Below are 17,160 nucleotides of genomic sequence, written 5' to 3'. Positions count from 1 at the left end.
GGAGGCACGGATTGCGTCGCGGACGTCGAGGCACGCCCGCCGCGTGGTCGGCGTGGACCCTGTGGGGACTGCGCCGCCTGGCCGGCGGCATCGGGGTGCTCTGGGCGGTCGCCACGATCGTGTTCGTCGCGATCCGGCTCATCCCGGGCGACCCGGCGCTCGCGATCCTCGGCGGACCGGGCTCCCAGGCCTCGGCCGAGGCGGTCGCGCAGGTCCGGCAGGAGTACGGCCTCGACCGGCCGGTGCTCGTGCAGTACGCGGTGTTCCTCGGGCGTCTGGCGACCGGGCACCTCGGTGACTCGTACGCGTTCCGGACGCCGGTGTCGACGCTCCTCGGGCAGCAGCTCCCGGTCACACTGACCCTGGCCGTTGTCGGGCTCGTCGTCGCCTGGGTGCTCGCGATCGTCGCCGCGTGGTGGTCGACGCAGCGCGGTCGGTTCGCCGCGGGGCTCACGAGCGCCCTGAGCGTCACCGCGAGCGTCACCCCGCACTTCTGGCTCGGCAGCGTCCTCATCGTGGTGTTCGCCAGCGCCCTCGGCTGGGTGCCGGCGGTCAGCGACGGCTCGGTCCGTGGCTGGGTGCTGCCGGTCGTCACGGTGGCCGTGCCGGTCGCGGGGTACCTCGCCGAGACCGTCCGGGACGGCGTGGTCGACGCCCAGCGGTCGGCCTTCGCACTCGCGGCCCGCAGTCGTGGCGAGACCCGCGCGGGACTGTTCGGCCGGCACCTGCTCCGGCACGCCGCACTCCCGGGGATCGCCCTGTCCGCCTGGGCGTTCGGTTCGCTCGTGTCCGGTGCGGTCGTCGTCGAGTCGGTGTTCGCGCTCCCGGGCATCGGGCGCGCACTCGTGACCGCGGTGACGCAGCGGGACATGCCGCTCGTCGCGGGCATCGCGCTGGTGTCGGCCGCCGCGTACGTGGTCGTGCTCGCCGTCGCGGACCTCGTCGAGCGCGTGGTGGACCCGCGTGCCGGCGGGACGGCCGGGGCGGGGGCGGGGGCGACCCGGCGTCGCGCCCCGCGCGTCACCCGGCACGGGGCGGGCGCACGGTGAGCGGGATCGCCGAACCGCGCCTCCAGGCCGGTGCCCAGGGTGACGCGTCCGCCGGACGGTCCGAGCGAGTCCGTGGGGGGACGCTCGGCCCGGCCGGATGGACCGCTGCCGCCGTGGTGGCGCTGGCCGTGGTCGCGGCGGTGTGGCCGTCGCTGCTCGGCGGTGGCGACCCGCTCGCCGTGCACCCGGCGCAAGCGCTCCAGGCGCCGTCGTGGTCGAGTCCGTTCGGCACCGACGAGTCCGGGCGGGACGTCCTCGCCCGGGTCGTCGCCGGGACCCGGGCGTCGCTCGTGGTCGGTGTGGTCGCGACGCTCGTCGGCGGCGGGGTCGGGGTCGTGCTCGGCGTGGTCGCGGGACTCGGCGGACGCGTCGTCGACGGGGTCGTCGGCCGACTGACCGAGGTCGCGTTCGCGCTCCCCCTGCTCCTCGTGGCGCTCGTCGTCATCGCGGTGACCGGCCCCGGGCCCGTCCCGGCAATGCTCGCGGTCGGGTTCGCCACGGCGCCCGGGTACGCCCGGATCGTCCGCGGGCTCGTGCTCCGGGCGCGCCGCTCGCAGGTCGTCGAGACCGCCGTGCTGATGGGCCGCTCCCCCGCCGTGATCACCGTGCAGCACGTGCTCCCCGCGGCGCTCTGGCCGGTCGTGGCGGTCGGGACGCTCGGCGTCGGGCAGGCGATCGTCTGGGCCTCGGCGCTGAGCTACCTCGGCGTCGGCACCCCGCCACCCGCGCCGGAGTGGGGCGCGATGCTGGCCGACGGTCGCACGTACCTGCAGACGGCCCCGTGGATGAGCACCTTCCCCGGCCTCGCGATCGTGGTCCTCGCGACCGCGGTGACCGTGCTCGGCCGGGCGATCCGACGAACAGGAGCGATCCGATGACCGTGCTCGACGTGCAGGGGCTGACCGTCACGATCGGCGGGGCAGCGGTCGTGCAGGACGTCGCGCTGCACGTCGATGCCGGCGAGTGCGTCGCGCTCGTCGGTGCCTCCGGCTCCGGCAAGACCGTCACCGCACGGGCGGCGCTCGGCCTGTCGGCGCCCGGTTCCTCGGTCCGGGTCGACCGGCTGACCGTGGCCGGGCTCGACGTCCGGGCGTTCTCGGACCGCAGGTGGCGGAGCGTGCGCGGCTCGCGGGTCGGCTACGTCGGCCAGGAGGCCCTGGGCGCCCTGGACCCGCTGCGTCCCGTCGGGCGTGAGGTCGCGGACGCCCTCCGGCTGCACACGGACATGACGGCGGCGCAGCGGGTGGGGGCCGTGCGGGACGCGCTCGTCGCAGTCGGCCTCGACCCGGCGCTCGCCACGGACGGTCGGCTCGCGGGCACCCTGTCCGGAGGGATGCGCCAGCGCGCCCTCATCGCCGCGGCCACGGTCGGGTCGCCGGCGCTCGTCGTCGCCGACGAACCGACGACGGCGCTCGACGCCGGGGTCGCGGTCACCGTGATGGAGCAGCTGCGTGCGGCCCAGTCGCGCGGCGCCGGGCTGCTCGTCATCACGCACGACCTCGGGCTCGTCGCGGGGTGGGCGGACCGGGTGGTCGTCGTGCACGAGGGTCGCGTGGTGGAGCAGGGGCCGGTGGCCTCGGTGTTCGCGGCGCCGCAGCACGAGGCGACGCGGGCGCTGGTGCGGGCGGCGGGCGCGGGGCCCGGCGGGTCAGGCGGGTCTGCAGTGTGCGAGGTGCCGGACACGGTGCGGGGGTCGGAGCCCCGCACGGAGCGCGGAACCTCGCACGGTGCGGGCGTGGTGCTCGCGGCCGAGGGGCTCGCGCGGGCGTTCGACGGCGTCCCCGCCGTGCGCGACGTGTCGTTCGGGCTCGAGCGCGGGCGCGTCCTCGGCGTGATCGGTGCGTCGGGGTCCGGCAAGACCACGCTCGCGAGGATGCTCCTCGGCCTCGAACTCCCCGACGCCGGCACCGTCACGCTCGACTCGTCGCCGTGGGTGCCGCTCGACGAACGCACCCGCCGGCCCCTGCGGCACCGGGTGTCCGCGGTGGTGCAGGACCCCGGGGCGACGTTCGACGAGCGGTGGAGCGTGGAGCGGGTCCTCGCGGACGCGTTCACCGGCGGCGCCGAGCGGTCGGCCCGTGGTGCGCTCGGTCCCCGCATCGACGCGGCGCTCGACCAGGTGGGGCTCGACCCGGCACTCCGCCGACGCTCGCCGCTGACGCTGTCCGGCGGGCAACGGCAGCGCCTGGCGATCGCCCGCGCACTCGCGACGTCGCCCGAGGTGATCGTGCTCGACGAACCGGTCACGGCACTCGACGCCACGGTGCAGGACGCGGTGCTGACGCTCCTCGAGGGGCTCCGGGACAGCACGGGCGTGGCGATGGTCTTCGTGTCGCACGATCTCCGGGCCGTCCGGCGGATGGCCGACGACGTGCTGGTCGTGCACGAGGGCCGGGTCGTCGAGCACGGCCCCGCCGCGACGGTGTTCGACCGCCCGACGCACGCCGTGACCGCGCGCTTGCTGCGGGCCGCCGAGCGGCTCGCCGCGGGCCCGCGGCCCGAGGCCGGCGCCGCGTAGCGCGGCCGCGGCCGCGCGCCGCGCGCCGCGCGGCGCCTGCGTTCTCACGCGCTCAGCGACACCTCACGGGCGCGAGGAGCCGTGAACTGTCGCGCAGCGCGAAACTTCGCGAACCGCGCCGCCGCCGCGCCGCCGCGCACCGCGCCCGGACGAGCGGAGGCACGGCGCGACGTCCGAGGCGGACGCGCACCGTGCCTCCAGGCAGCCGACGGCTACGAGCCCGCGGGCTCCTTCGAACCGTCACCGGACGACGGCACGTCGCCCGAGATGATCGGGATCTCGCTCGTCGAGAAGTCCTTCGCCCAGTCGGACTGCGCCAGCTCGGACTCCGGGTCGTTGTAGTCCTTGATGACGCCGGCGATCTCGTCCTCGTGCGCCACCGTGGGGCCGGACCCCATCAGCGGCGTCGCGGCCGTCTCCTTGGTGAAGTAGACGGCGACGAGCCCGATCAGGGCGGCCAGCATCAGGTAGAACGCCGGGATGTCCTCGGCCCAGCCGTAGCCGGCGTCCTTCGCGGCGTTGATGAGCGCCGAGGTCGCGAGCGGGGTCGTCCCACCGAAGAGCGACACCGACACGTTGAACGCGATGGCGAGCGCGCCGTAGCGGATGATCGTCGGGAACAGCGCCGGCAGGGTCGACGGCATGGTCGAGGTGAACGTCACGAGCACGACACCCAGGATCAGGAGTCCCGCGAAGACCCCCACGCCGGTACCGGTCTGCACCAGCTTGAGCGCCGGCCACGACAGCAGGATGAACCCGACGCAACCCGCGGCGAGTACGGGACGTCGGCCGAACTTGTCGGAGAGGCGACCGCCGAACGTGATGACGACCATCATGAGGATCATCACGATCACGATGAGGATCAGGCCGAACGTGGCGTTCTGGCCGAGGTTCTGCTCGAGGTACGTCGGCATGTACGACAGGAGCATGTAGTCGGTCACGTTGAACACGAGGACCAGACCGATGCAGATGATCAGCGAGCGCCAGTTCTCGGCGAAGAGCTTGAGGAACGGGGTCTTCTGCCCCTCGCGCTCGGCGGCCTGCTCCTGCTGCTTCTGGAACGCCGGGGTCTCCTCCAGCTTGAGGCGCAGGTAGAGACCGATCAGGCCGAGCGGGCCGGCGATGATGAACGGGATGCGCCAGCCCCAGCTGAGCAGGGCGTCCTCGGAGAGGCCGAACTGCAGGCCCGTGACGATCGATGCGCCGAGCACGTAGCCGGCGAGGGTGCCGAACTCGAGCCACGAGCCCATGAACCCGCGGCGCTTGTCCGGCGAGTACTCGGCGATGAACGTCGCCGCGCCGCCGTACTCACCACCGGTCGAGAAGCCCTGCACGAACCGCGCCACCAGCAGCAGCACGGGAGCCCAGAAGCCGATCGAGTTGTAGCTCGGGATCAGGCCGATCATGAGCGTGCCCGCGGCCATCAGGATCATCGTGAGGGCGAGGACCTTCTGCCGGCCGATCCGGTCGCCGATCGGGCCGAAGACCGCACCGCCGATGGGGCGCACGATGAACGCGGCGGCGAAGAAGCCGAAGGTCGCGACGATGTTCGCGGCGGGGTCGCCCTCGGGGAGGAACACCTTCGAGATCGTCACCGTGAGGTAGGCGAAGATGCCGAAGTCGAACCACTCCATGGCGTTGCCGAGCGCGGCGGCCGCGACGGCACGCTTGAGCAGCGACTCCTCGACGACGGTGACGTCGTCCTCGGTCAGCTTGCGGCGTGCGCGCTTCGCGGCGCCCTTGGTGCGCAGGGGGCGGTCGCCCCGTGCGTTTCCTGCTTCGTTCGGTGCCAAGTGAGTTCCTCCGGTAGTGCTGTGTCTTGCCTTCGGGCGCCCGGCGGACGGCGACGCTGCAGTCCCTGCGAACCCCGCGTCCGCCGGACAAACTCCGACAGACTATCAGCTGCCCGGCGTGTCTGCCGGATCCGTGTGCTATTGGCCACCGGAGGGTCGGTGCGAGCCGCTACGATCGTGGGACTGCGCAGCACGCGCACACACTCAGGCACCTCATCACGGACTCGGTGCCGCACACAGCGGTCGCAGCACCGCACCGAACGGAAGGCCCGCCATGTCGAAGCCCATGCCCGAGAAGCCCACGGTGGACGGACTCGAAGACGTCTGGGGCCCGGTCTGGGAGCAGGACGGCACCTACCGGTTCGACCGCGACGCCGCCGGCGACCGCAGCAACGTCTACTCGATCGACACCCCGCCGCCGACCGCCTCCGGTTCGCTCCACATCGGGCACGTGTTCTCGTACACGCACACCGACCTCAAGGCCCGGTACGAGCGCATGCGCGGCAAGCACGTCTTCTACCCGATGGGCTGGGACGACAACGGTCTCCCCACCGAGCGCCGCGTGCAGAACTACTACGGCGTCCGTTGCGACCCGCAGCTCCCCTACGACGCCACCTTCGTGCCGCCGTTCGAGGGCGGGGACAACAAGTCCTCGAAGGCGGCCGACCAGATCCCGGTGTCGCGCCGCAACTTCATCGAGCTGTGCGAGCGCCTGACCGTGCAGGACGAGCAGCAGTTCGAGCACCTCTTCCGCACGCTCGGCCTCTCCGTGGACTGGACGCAGTCGTACCGGACGATCGACGACACCTCGCGGGCGAGCGCCCAGCGTGCCTTCCTCCGCAACCTCGAGCGTGGTGAGGCCTACCAGGCCGACGCCCCGACGCTCTGGGACGTCACGTTCCGCACGGCCGTGGCCCAGGCCGAGCTCGAGGACAAGGAGATGCCGGGCGCGTACCACGGCATCGCCTTCCACCGCACGGACGGCGGCGACGACGTCGTCATCCAGACCACCCGCCCCGAGCTGCTCCCCGCGTGCGTCGCCCTCGTCGCGCACCCGGACGACGAGCGCTTCCAGGACCTCTTCGGCACGACGGTCCGCTCCCCCCTGTTCGACGTCGAGGTCCCGGTGCTCGCGCACCACCTCGCGCAGCAGGACAAGGGCGCCGGCATCGCGATGGTCTGCACCTTCGGCGACACCACCGACGTCGTGTGGTGGCGCGAGCTGCAGCTGCCGAACCGCGCGATCATCGGGTTCGACGGCCGCGTCCGCTCCGACGAGCCGGCCTGGATCGAGTCCGACGGCGGCAAGGCGCTCTACGCCGAGATGGCCGGCAAGACCGTGTTCTCGGCGAAGAAGGTCGTCGTGGACGCCCTGACCGAGTCTGGCGAGCTGATCGGCGACGTGAAGACGATCAACCACCCCGTGAAGTTCTTCGAGAAGGGCGACAAGCCGCTCGAGATCGTCTCGACCCGTCAGTGGTACATCGTGAACGGTGCCCGCGACGAGCAGCTCAAGGCGACCCTCCGGCAGCGCGGCGACGAGATCGCGTTCCACCCGGACTTCATGCGCGTCCGGTACGACAACTGGGTCGGCGGCCTCTCCGGCGACTGGCTCATCTCGCGCCAGCGCTTCTTCGGCGTGCCGCTGCCGGTCTGGTACCCGCTCGACGCCGACGGCAACCCGGTCTTCGACCAGCCGATCGTCCCGACCGAGGCACAGCTCCCCGTCGACCCGGCGTCCGAGCCGGCCCCGGGCTACACCGAGGACCAGCGCGGTGTCGCCGGCGGGTTCCAGGGCGAGCTCGACGTGATGGACACCTGGGCCACCTCGTCGCTCACCCCGCAGCTCGCGGGCAAGTGGGAGACCGACCCGGCGCTCTACGACCTCGTCTACCCCTACGACGTCCGCCCGCAGGCGCAGGACATCATCCGCACGTGGCTGTTCACGACGGTGCTCCGCAGCCAGCTCGAAGCGGACAGCGTGCCGTGGAAGCACGCGAGCATCTCCGGCTTCATCGTGGACCCCGACCGCAAGAAGATGTCGAAGTCGAAGGGCAACGTCGTCACGCCGCTGTCCATCCTCGAGCAGCACGGTGCCGACGCGGTCCGCTACTGGGCGGCCTCGTCGAAGCTCGGGACCGACGCGGCGTTCGACCCGCAGAACCCGAAGCAGATCAAGGTCGGTCGTCGTCTGGCGATCAAGGTCCTCAACGCCGCGAAGTTCGTCTACGGCTTCCCGCTGCCCGAGGGCGCCACGAGCGTCACCGAGCCGCTCGACGTCGACGTGCTCGCCGAGCTCGGGTCGGTCATCGACCAGGCCACCACGGCGTTCGACGCGTTCGACCACGCCCGTGCCCTCGAGGTGATCGAGCGCTTCTTCTGGACCTTCTGCGACGACTACCTCGAGCTCGTCAAGGAGCGCGCGTACGGCACCGCCTCGGACGCGACGCACGAGACCCAGGCGAGCGCGGTCCTCGCGCTCCGCGCCGCGATCGACGCGCTGCTGCGCCTGCTGGCACCGTTCCTCCCGTTCGCGACGGAGGAAGTGTGGGCCTGGACCCACGAGACCAGCGTGCACCGCGCCTCCTGGCCGACCGTGGCCGAGCTGCCCACGCAGGCCGAGCCGACGGGGCTCCTCGGGGCGGTGGGCCAGGCGCTCATCGGCATCCGCGGGGCGAAGACGGCTGCCAAGGCGTCCCAGAAGACGCCCGTGACGCGCGCCGTCGTGCAGGCCCCGGCCGAGACGCGGGCGCTCATCGAGCGCGCGGCGGTCGACCTGGCGGCTGTCGGCCGCATCGAGAACCTGTCGTTCGAGGACGGCGCGGAACTGGCCGTCACCGAGATCGAGCTGGCGGAACAGCAGGCGTAACGTCGGTCGTCCGGGCCGGGTCGCGTGTGCGATCCGGCCCGGCCACCACCGGACTGGAGGCACGGATGCAGTTGGGCAGACGCTGGAACGTGGGTGCCGAGGCACCCGGGCAACTCCCCGAGGCGATGGTCGTCGCCGTGCGGGGCGTCGAGGACGAGCTCGCGTCGGAATCGGTCGACACGGCGGGGTGGGGCTGGACCCTGACCTTCCTCGAGGGCAAGCCGATGGTCGCGCTCGACGACGGCACCTCGATCCACCTCGACGACGCCGGGCACGCCCAGGTCACGAACCCCGACGACGCCCCCGAGGAGGATTGAGGGCGCAGCGCGCCCGCGCACCCGCGCCCGCGCATCGCTTGGTGAGCAGAAATGGTCGGGTCCCGCTGGGGAACCCGACCATTTCCGCTCACGATGCGAGCACGCGCACTACTTCGCGAGCCACCCCAGGAGCACCTCGTTCACCTCGGCGGTGTGCGTGGTGAGCAGGCCGTGCGGGGCGCCCTCGATCTCGACGTACTCCGCCGCGGGCAGAGCCTTGGTGAAGCGTCGGCCGGTGGCGTCGATCGGCAGGATGTTGTCCGCCGTGCCGTGCACGATCAGCGCGGGGACGGTGACCTTCGGGATGTCCTGACGGAAGTCGGTCGGCCACGTCAACGGTGCTGCGGCGGACGCGATCGCACCCGACCCGGCAGCGACGTTCCACGCGTTCCGGACGGCCTCCTCCGAGATGCGGGAGCCGAGGTTGTCCGACAGGTTGAAGAAGTCCTGGTAGAAGTTCGTGAAGTACGCGTACCGGTCCTTCTTCACGTCGGCGGCGATGCCCTCGAAGAACGACATCGGGCCGGCGCCGTCGGGGTTGTCGTCGGTGATCGCCAGGAAGGGCTCGAGCGAGGCCAGGAACGCGACCTTCGCGATCCGGTCCTCGCCGTGACGGCCGATGTACCGGGCGATCTCGCCGGTGCCCATCGAGAAGCCGACGAGGATCACGTCGTGCAGGTCGAGGGTCGTCAGGACCGTGTGGAGGTCGTCGGCGAAGGTGTCGTAGTCGTACCCGGTCGACGGCTGCGAGGACTGCCCGAACCCACGGCGGTCGTACGTGATCACGCGGTAGCCGGCGTCGAGCAGGGCCGGGACCTGGCCCTCCCACGAGTTGCCGTCGAGCGGGAAGCCGTGGATCAGCACGATCGGCTGGCCGGTTCCCTTGTCCTCGTAGTGGAGTTCGATGTCGACGCTGTTCTCGGTCCCGACGGTGATGGCACCCATGGTCGTTCCTTCCCTGAACCTCGCGGAGAACGGTCGTTCTCCGTCGATGTGGTTTACACTAGAGAACGGTCGTTCCCGGCGCAAGTCGAGAACGGTGAACACGCAGCGAACGGGGTACGCCATGGCAACCAGCACGCTCCCGACCGTCGACCCCGACGTCCGGGCACACATCGTCGACGTCGCCGACCAGCTCTTCTACGCGCGTGGCATCCAGTCCGTCGGCATGGACGAGATCCGCACCGGCGCCGGGGTGTCGCTCAAGAAGCTCTACGCCGCGTTCCCCGGCAAGGAGCAGCTGATCGCAGCGGTCCTCGCCGGACGCCACGACGTCTGGGAACACGGGGTCCACGGCGCGGTCGACACCGCCACCACCCCGCGTGACAAGCTGCTCGCGGTCTACGACTTCCTCGAGTCGTGGTTCGGCGACGACACCTTCCGCGGCTGCGGGTTCATCAACGCGTTCGGCGAGCTCGGAGCCACCTCCCCCGCCGTCGCCGAGATCGCCCGTGCCCACAAGGACTCGTTCCAGCGCTTCGTGCAGGACCTCGCGGCCTCGGTCGTCCGCGACCCCGCCACGGCCGAGGAACTCGCCGCCCAGCTCGCCCTCCTCGCCGAGGGGGCACAGACCACGGCCGCCATCGCCGGGTCGACGACGCCGGCGCGGCACGCGCGGCGGGCAGCCGAGACCCTCATCGACGCGGCGACGCGCGCCTGAGACGCGACCGACTCTCGGACAGGAGGCGCGGGGCGGGTCCGCACCGCGCCTCCCGTCCGACAGCGTCACCGGTCCGTAGGGTGGAGCGATGGCAACCCCGTTCGATGGACCGAGCACCCTTCCCTACGCCCTCCCGCCGTTCCGCGAGGTACGGCTCGAGCACTACCGCCCCGCGTTCGACGCCGGCATGGCCGAGCAGCGCACCGAGGTCGAGGCGATCGCCGCCTCCCCCGACGAACCCACCTTCGAGAACACGCTCGTGGCGCTCGAGCGCACCGGGCAGCTGCTCGCCCGCGTGAGCCACGTGTTCTTCACGCTGTCGTCGGCGGACTCGACGCCGGAGCTGCACGACCTCGAGGCCGAGGTCTCCCCGCTCCTCGCCGCGCACCGCGACGCGATCACGCTCGACGGACGTCTGTACGCGCGGGTGGCGGCGGTCCGCGATTCGCTCGACGACCGGGCCGACCTCACCGACGAGGACCGTCGGCTGGTCGAGCGCACGCACACCGAGATGACCCTCGCGGGCGCCGGGCTCGACGACGCCGGTAAGGAGCGACTCACCGCGATCAACCAGGAGCTCTCGACGCTCACGACGACCTTCGAGCGGAACCTGCTCGAGGACACGAACGACCTCGCCGTGCACGTTTCGGATGCTTCGGAACTGTCCGGCCTCGACGACGGCGCGAGGTCCGCCGCCGCCGCAGCCGCTGCCGACCGGGGGCTCGACGGCTGGCTCATCACACTGCCGCTCTACACCGGGCATCCGTGGCTGTCGTCGCTGGCCGACCGCGGGCTGCGTCGGCGGATCATGGAGGCGTCGCTCTCCCGTGGCCGTCGGGGCAACGACCACGACAACCGCGACGTCCTCCTGCGCATCGTCCGACTCCGGGCCGAGCGCGCCGAACTCCTCGGCTTCCCGAACCACGCCGCGGTCGTCACGGCCGACGAGACCGCCGGGACGCCCGAAGCCGTCGACGGTCTGCTGTCGTCGCTCGTCGGCGCGGCCGCTCGCAACGCCGACGACGAACGGGACGTCCGCGCCCGGGTGCTCGGTCACGAGGTCGAGTCGTGGGACTGGGCGTACGCGACCGAACTCCTGCGCGGCGAGCAGTTCGCGGCGGACAGCTCGGCGCTCCGCCCCTACTTCGAGGCCGACCGGGTGCTGCACGACGGTGTCTTCCACGCTGCCGGCGAGCTCTACGGCCTGACCTTCACCGAGCGCCCCGACCTGCACGGGTACAACGATGAGGTACGGGTGTTCGAAGTGCGCGGCGCCTCGGGTGAGGAGGTCGGGCTCTACCTGCTCGACCTCTACACGCGGGACGGCAAGCGCGGCGGCGCGTGGATGAACCCCGTCGTGGAGCAGTCCGCGCTGCTCGGGACGCTGCCGGTCGTCGTGAACAACCTCAACGTCGCGAAGCCGGCCGCCGGATCGCCGACGCTCCTGATCCAGGACGAGGTCGAGACGCTCTTCCACGAGTTCGGGCACGCACTGCACGGCCTCATCGCCCGCACCACCTACCCCCGTTTCTCGGGCACGAACGTGGAGCGGGACTTCGTCGAGTTCCCGTCGCAGGTGAACGAGATGTGGGTGTCGTGGCCGTCCGTCCTGGCGAACTACGCCAAGCACCACGAGACCGGGGCGCCGCTGCCGCCGGAGCTCGTCCTGGGGCTCAGCGACTCCGCGGGGTTCAACGAGGGGTTCGCGACGACGGAGTACCTCGCCGCGGCGCTGCTCGACCAGGCGTGGCACCGCCTCTCCGCTGCCTCGGCGGCTTCCGTGACCTCGGTCGAGGACTTCGAGCGGGCGGCTCTGGAATCCGCGGGCATCGCGGTCGAGGCCGTCCCGCCGCGGTACTCGTCGACGTACTTCGCGCACACGTTCTCGGGCGGGTACGACGCCGGGTACTACGGGTACATCTGGTCCGAGGTGCTCGATGCCGACACGGTGGAGTGGTTCCGCTCGAACGGTGGGCTCTCGCGCGCAGCGGGTGAGCGGTTCGCGGCGAAGTTGCTCGGGGTCGGTGGGGCGAAGGACCCGCTCGAGGCGTACCGGGACTTCCGCGGGCGCGATGCCGAGGTGGGGCCGCTGTTGCGGCGCCGCGGGCTGGAGTAGGGGCGCGGGGCGCGCCGCGCGCGGCGCGCGGGCGGGTGACGCCGTGCTGCGGCGCAAGCTGCTGGCGCACAACCAAAGTCACCCCGAACCGCGCGCATGCGCGGCTCGGGGCGACTTGCGTTGTGCGCCGCGCGCCGACGCGCAGCGTCGAACCACGTTTCCGACGTCGAACCGCCACCGAACGCCGGTTCGACGTCGGAAACGTGGTTCGACGTGCGCCCGGCCCGCCCAGCCGCCGCGCGAGCCGCCAGCTGGCGCGCGGCGCGCAAGCGCGCGCCGCGCGCGCCCCGCTACGCGGACTTCTCGACGCGCTTCGCCCTCGGCCGCGGGACGATCGTCGGCGCAGCGTTCTCGAGCACCGACTCGCGGGTGATCACGACGCGTGCGACATCGTCGTCCGACGGCACGTCGAACATCACCGGCCCGAGCACCTCTTCGAGGATCGCCCGGAGCCCACGAGCACCCGTCTGCCGCAGTACCGCGAGGTCCGCGATCGCCTCGAGCGCACCCCGATCGAACTCGAGCTCCACCCCGTCGATCTGGAACATCCGCTGGTACTGCTTCACGAGCGCGTTCTTCGGCTCGGTCAGGATCTGCATGAGCGCCGACTGGTCGAGCTGCGACACCGTGGTCACGACGGGGAGACGCCCGATGAACTCCGGGATGAGCCCGAACTTGTGCAGGTCTTCCGGCAGGACGTCGGCGTAGAGGTCCTGCTGGTCGAGCGGGCTGTGCAGGGGTGCACCGAAGCCGATGCCCCGCTTGCCGACGCGCGACGAGACGATGTCCTCGAGCCCGGCGAATGCACCGGCCACGATGAACAGCACGTTCGTCGTGTCGATCTGGATGAACTCCTGATGCGGGTGCTTCCGACCGCCCTGCGGCGGGACCGAGGCGACCGTGCCTTCGAGGATCTTGAGCAGCGCCTGCTGCACGCCTTCGCCCGAGACGTCGCGCGTGATCGACGGGTTCTCGGCCTTGCGCGCGATCTTGTCGACCTCGTCGATGTAGATGATGCCGGTCTCGGCACGCTTCACGTCGTAGTCGGCTGCCTGGATGAGCTTGAGCAGGATGTTCTCGACGTCTTCGCCGACGTACCCGGCTTCGGTCAGGGCAGTTGCGTCCGCGACGGCGAAGGGCACGTTGAGCCGCTTCGCGAGGGTCTGGGCGAGGTAGGTCTTGCCGCAGCCGGTCGGCCCGATGAGCAGGATGTTCGACTTCGCGATCTCGATGTCGTCGCGGTCTTCCGCTGCGGTGATCTGCCCCTGCGCGCGGATGCGCTTGTAGTGGTTGTAGACCGCCACTGCGAGGGAGCGCTTCGCCGGGTCCTGCCCGATGACGTACTCCTGCAGGAAGTCGAAGATCTCGCGCGGCTTGGGGAGCTCGAAGTCACCGCTGGCGGTGTCCTCGCCGGCTTCGGCCAGTCGCTCTTCGATGATCTCGTTGCACAACTCGACGCACTCGTCGCAGATGTACACCCCGGGACCGGCGATCAGCTGCTGGACCTGCTTCTGGCTCTTGCCGCAGAAGGAGCACTTGAGCAGGTCAGCGCTCTCTCCGATGCGTGCCATGTCGGTGCCCTCCTTGGTAGACCGATGCAGGTCGACGACCTGCCCGACTCCTACCGAGCCTAATCGCAACCGGTGACACCGACCGCGACGCCGAGCCGGTTTCGCCCGGCGCGTTCGCCCAGGGCGTTCGATCCTGCTACCGTGTCCACGACTTCTCTACAAGTTGTAGAAGCCGCAATCGCGGGTCGGAGGACCCGCAGTCCCGGAAGGAACCCCATGTCCAAGCGCCTCGCCGTCGTCGGCACCGCGACCCTCGGCGTCACCGCTGCGATCGTCCTCGGCACCGCGGGTGTCGCCAGCGCCCACGTCTCGGCGACGGCCACCTCGACCGCGGCGAACTCGTACACGACGGCCACCTTCTCGGTCCCGCACGGCTGCGACGGCTCCCCCACGACGAAGATCGAGTTCCAGGTGCCGGAGTCCGTCATCGAGGTCACGCCGACCGTCAACCCGAACTGGACGATCACGAAGGCCACGGCGCCGTACACGAGCCCGTCGGCCTCCGCGGACGACGAGTCCGCCGAGGACGCGGGCGAACGCGTCACGAGCATCACCTACACGGCGAAGACCCCGCTCCCCGCCGACGAGCGGGACACCTTCGCGCTGTCCTTCTCGCTCCCGGACGGCAAGCCCGGCGACCTCGTCGAGTTCCCGGCCCTGCAGACCTGCGAGAAGGGCTCGGTCGAGTGGAACCAGGAGCAGAAGGCCGGAGAAGCCGAGCCCGAGCACCCCGCGCCCTCGATCACGCTGACCGCGGCCGAGGCCACCGACGACGACGGTGACCCGGTCGCCGCCACCCCCACGGCCGCAGCCGCAGCGGCAGCGGAGTCCACGCCCGCCGACCCCGACCTCGTCGGACGCTTCCTCGGCCTCGGCGGCCTGGTGCTCGGCGCAGCCGCCCTGGTCGTCGCCGTCGCCGGCACCCGCCGTCGGAGCGCCTCCAAGTGACGGAGCGCGACACCTCGACGGGGCGCGTCACGACGACGGACCGCGTCACGTCGCCGGAGCGGTCACCGCGCCTCCGGCGGGCCTGGAGGCGCGGTGCCGGTGTCGCCGCCACCCTCGCCATCGCAGGCGGTGCGGTGCTCGGCCTGGCCGGCCCCGCCAGCGCGCACAACTACATGATCGCTTCGACCCCGAAGGTCGACGGCACGCTGACCGCGCTGCCGAAGGCCTTCGAGATCACGACGAACGACAAGCTGCTCGACATCGACGACACGAACTCGGGCTTCGCCTACCGGATCGTCGGCCCCGACGGGAAGTACTACGAGGACGGCTGCCTCGACGTGGACGGCCCCTCGATGACCACGAAGGCGGCACTCGGCGCCTCGGGGAAGTACACCGTCGAGTGGCAGATCGTCTCCGCCGACGGGCACACCGTGTCCGACGAGTACCGCTTCACGTGGGACGCCCCCGCGGGGTTCACCCCGGCGAAGGGCTCGTCCACCCCGCCCGTCTGCGCCACGGCCGGCAGTGCGGCGAGTGCCAGTGCCGACACCACGGGCACCGCCTCGGGCGACACCGACTCCACGACGTCCGACGCCCTCTGGATCGGTGCCGGCGGCGTCGTGCTCGTCGCGCTCGTCGTCGCGCTCCTGCTGCTCCTCCGTCGTCGCCCCGCCCCCGCGGCCGACGACGACCCCACCGACGACTGACCGCACCGCACGACGAAGGCCCCGCACCGATCGGTGCGGGGCCTTCGTCGTGCGGGTCGCCGGTCCTACTTGACGAGCGCCGGCAGGTTCTTGCGGCTCGTGAGGACCTGGTCGATCAGGCCGTACTCGAGCGCCTCTTCGGCGGACATGATCTTGTCGCGCTCGATGTCGTTGTTGACCTGCTCCGGCGTGCGGTTCGAGTGCTTCGACAGGGTCTCCTCGAGCCAGGTGCGCATGCGGAGGATCTCCGCTGCCTGGATCTCGATGTCGGAGGCCTGACCGCCGCCCTGCTGGACCGCCGGCTGGTGGATGAGCACGCGGGCGTTCGGGAGCGCCAGACGCTTGCCGGGGGTACCGGCAGCGAGGAGCACCGACGCCGCCGAGGCAGCCTGACCGAGGCAGACCGTCTGGATCTGCGGACGGATGTACTGCATCGTGTCGTAGATCGCCGTCATCGCGGTGAACGAGCCACCGGGCGAGTTGATGTACATCACGATGTCACGGTCCGGGTCCATCGACTCGAGCACGAGCAGCTGGGCCATGACGTCGTCGGCCGACGCGTCGTCGACCTGGACGCCGAGGAACACGATGCGGTCCTCGAACAGCTTCGCGTACGGGTCCTGCCGCTTGTAGCCGTAGGCCGTGCGCTCTTCGAAGCTCGGCAGGATGTACCGATCAGTGGGGGCCGGGACGTTCTGCGCGCCACCGAGCATGGGGAGATGCATTCTCGTTTCCTTTTCTTCGGTGGGTGGGGTCAGGACTGGGCGTCGGGCTCGGCCGCGTCGGTGGGGGTCTCGCCGTCGCCGACGGTGCCACCACCGCCGATGACCTCGGTCGACGATGCACGGAGGTGGTCGACGAAGCCGTACTCGAGGGCTTCCTGCGCCGTGAACCAGTTGTCGCGGTCGTTGTCCTTGAGGATCTGCTCGATCGACTTGCCGGTCTGCTCCGCCGTGAGCTCGGCCATCCGCTGCTTCATGTCGAGGATGACCTTCGCCTGCGTCTGGATGTCGGCGGCCGTACCACCGAACCCACCCGACGGCTGGTGCAGGAGCACACGCGCGTTCGGGGTGATGTAGCGCTTGCCCGGGGTGCCCGACGAGAGCAGGAACTGCCCCATCGAGGCGGCGAGGCCGATGCCCACCGTGACGATGTCGTTCGGCACGAACTGCATCGTGTCGTAGATCGCCATACCGGCGGTGATCGAGCCACCGGGCGAGTTGATGTAGAGGTAGATGTCCTTCTCAGGGTCCTCGGCGGCGAGCATCAGCAGCTTGGCTGCGATCTCGTTCGAGTTGTCGTCGCGGACCTCGGAGCCGAGCCACACGATCCGGTCTCTCAGAAGGCGGTCAAAAACACTGGGGTTCAGTGTCGCTTCGGCCATGGAAAAGCTCCCGTTCAGTTGTCGCTTGTTGTCGAACTTATCGGGTGCAACGCACCACTTCTCGTCTGTTCGCTGTCGGCAATGCGGTGGTGCCGAAATACGGGACGGGAGGCGCGGGGGCCGCGGGGCCCCCGCCCCCCCGCCCGCCGGGGGGGGGGGGGGGGCCGCCCGGGGCTCGGGCCCCACCCGCGGGGAGCCCACCCCCGGCACGGGGGGGCTTTGCACCTC

At 71.2% G+C, this 17,160-nt stretch carries 14 protein-coding genes; 9 read left to right on the top strand and 5 right to left on the bottom strand.

The genetic code is table 11. The features are described 5' to 3' along the window. Window positions 1-11 precede the first annotated feature (11 nt). Genes ACIPKM_RS13810 through ACIPKM_RS13800 form a run of 3 tightly spaced genes read left to right on the top strand, consistent with a single transcriptional unit; the run spans window position 12 to window position 3,567 of the window. Window positions 12-1,049, top strand: a complete 1,038-nt coding sequence (locus ACIPKM_RS13810; protein ID WP_261647393.1) for an ABC transporter permease — start codon at window positions 12-14, stop codon at window positions 1,047-1,049. Next, window positions 1,046-1,927: an ABC transporter permease gene (locus ACIPKM_RS13805; RefSeq protein WP_261647394.1), complete on the top strand. Its 882-nt coding sequence runs from the start codon at window positions 1,046-1,048 to the stop codon at window positions 1,925-1,927. Before ACIPKM_RS13810 ends, ACIPKM_RS13805 begins: the two co-directional genes overlap by 4 nt. Further along, the gene (locus ACIPKM_RS13800) at window positions 1,924-3,567 is read left to right on the top strand and encodes an ATP-binding cassette domain-containing protein (RefSeq protein ID WP_402736938.1); all 1,644 of its coding nucleotides are present in this window, start codon (window positions 1,924-1,926) and stop codon (window positions 3,565-3,567) included. The genes ACIPKM_RS13805 and ACIPKM_RS13800 overlap by 4 nt, the downstream gene beginning before the upstream one ends. Window positions 3,568-3,779: 212 nt before the next feature. Here ACIPKM_RS13800 and proP read toward each other — a convergent pair whose 3' ends face one another. After that, complete coding sequence (proP, locus tag ACIPKM_RS13795) at window positions 3,780-5,360, bottom strand: glycine betaine/L-proline transporter ProP (protein ID WP_254790819.1); 1,581 nt, start codon at window positions 5,358-5,360, stop codon at window positions 3,780-3,782. 274 nt (window positions 5,361-5,634) lie between these two features. Between proP and valS the strand changes: the two genes are divergently transcribed. Both valS and ACIPKM_RS13785 read left to right on the top strand, forming a co-directional pair. Next, complete coding sequence (valS, locus tag ACIPKM_RS13790; RefSeq protein WP_402736937.1) at window positions 5,635-8,229, top strand: valine--tRNA ligase; 2,595 nt, start codon at window positions 5,635-5,637, stop codon at window positions 8,227-8,229. 65 nt (window positions 8,230-8,294) lie between these two features. Then, the gene (locus ACIPKM_RS13785; protein WP_071301756.1) at window positions 8,295-8,546 is read left to right on the top strand and encodes a hypothetical protein; all 252 of its coding nucleotides are present in this window, start codon (window positions 8,295-8,297) and stop codon (window positions 8,544-8,546) included. Between the two features lie 108 nt (window positions 8,547-8,654). On the opposite strand, the gene ACIPKM_RS13780 is transcribed toward ACIPKM_RS13785, so the two are convergent. After that, window positions 8,655-9,491, bottom strand: a complete 837-nt coding sequence (locus ACIPKM_RS13780; protein WP_071295388.1) for an alpha/beta fold hydrolase — start codon at window positions 9,489-9,491, stop codon at window positions 8,655-8,657. Window positions 9,492-9,612: 121 nt separating this feature from the next. Here ACIPKM_RS13780 and ACIPKM_RS13775 point away from each other — a divergent pair, with 121 nt between their 5' ends. Both ACIPKM_RS13775 and ACIPKM_RS13770 read left to right on the top strand, forming a co-directional pair. Further along, entirely contained in the window at window positions 9,613-10,206 is a 594-nt protein-coding gene (locus ACIPKM_RS13775) for a TetR/AcrR family transcriptional regulator (protein ID WP_070416569.1), read from the top strand. 88 nt (window positions 10,207-10,294) lie between these two features. Then, window positions 10,295-12,322, top strand: coding sequence for a M3 family metallopeptidase (locus tag ACIPKM_RS13770; RefSeq protein ID WP_071295387.1), 2,028 nt, complete (start codon window positions 10,295-10,297; stop codon window positions 12,320-12,322). Between the two features lie 290 nt (window positions 12,323-12,612). Here ACIPKM_RS13770 and clpX read toward each other — a convergent pair whose 3' ends face one another. Continuing rightward, window positions 12,613-13,893 carry an ATP-dependent Clp protease ATP-binding subunit ClpX gene (gene clpX / locus ACIPKM_RS13765; protein ID WP_022907244.1) on the bottom strand — a complete coding sequence of 427 codons (1,281 nt, stop codon included), beginning with the start codon at window positions 13,891-13,893 and terminating at the stop codon, window positions 12,613-12,615. 216 nt (window positions 13,894-14,109) lie between these two features. Between clpX and ACIPKM_RS13760 the strand changes: the two genes are divergently transcribed. Next, on the top strand, window positions 14,110-14,841 hold the full coding sequence (locus ACIPKM_RS13760) for a YcnI family protein (protein WP_402736936.1): 732 nt from the start codon (window positions 14,110-14,112) through the stop codon (window positions 14,839-14,841). Beyond that, window positions 14,838-15,548, top strand: coding sequence for a copper resistance protein CopC (locus tag ACIPKM_RS13755; RefSeq protein WP_402736935.1), 711 nt, complete (start codon window positions 14,838-14,840; stop codon window positions 15,546-15,548). Before ACIPKM_RS13760 ends, ACIPKM_RS13755 begins: the two co-directional genes overlap by 4 nt. Window positions 15,549-15,613: 65 nt before the next feature. Here ACIPKM_RS13755 and ACIPKM_RS13750 read toward each other — a convergent pair whose 3' ends face one another. Together ACIPKM_RS13750 and ACIPKM_RS13745 are read right to left on the bottom strand one after the other, a co-directional pair. Next, the gene (locus ACIPKM_RS13750) at window positions 15,614-16,273 is read right to left on the bottom strand and encodes an ATP-dependent Clp protease proteolytic subunit (protein ID WP_070416572.1); all 660 of its coding nucleotides are present in this window, start codon (window positions 16,271-16,273) and stop codon (window positions 15,614-15,616) included. 29 nt (window positions 16,274-16,302) lie between these two features. Continuing rightward, window positions 16,303-16,932, bottom strand: a complete 630-nt coding sequence (locus tag ACIPKM_RS13745; RefSeq protein ID WP_070416573.1) for an ATP-dependent Clp protease proteolytic subunit — start codon at window positions 16,930-16,932, stop codon at window positions 16,303-16,305. Between the last annotated feature and the right edge of the window lie 228 nt (window positions 16,933-17,160).

The sequence above is a fragment of the Curtobacterium sp. NPDC086286 genome, assembly GCF_044746255.1.
Taxonomy (GTDB): domain Bacteria; phylum Actinomycetota; class Actinomycetes; order Actinomycetales; family Microbacteriaceae; genus Curtobacterium.
Note: the sequence above shows the minus strand (reverse complement) of the source record. Positions and strands in the feature narration are given on the sequence as shown.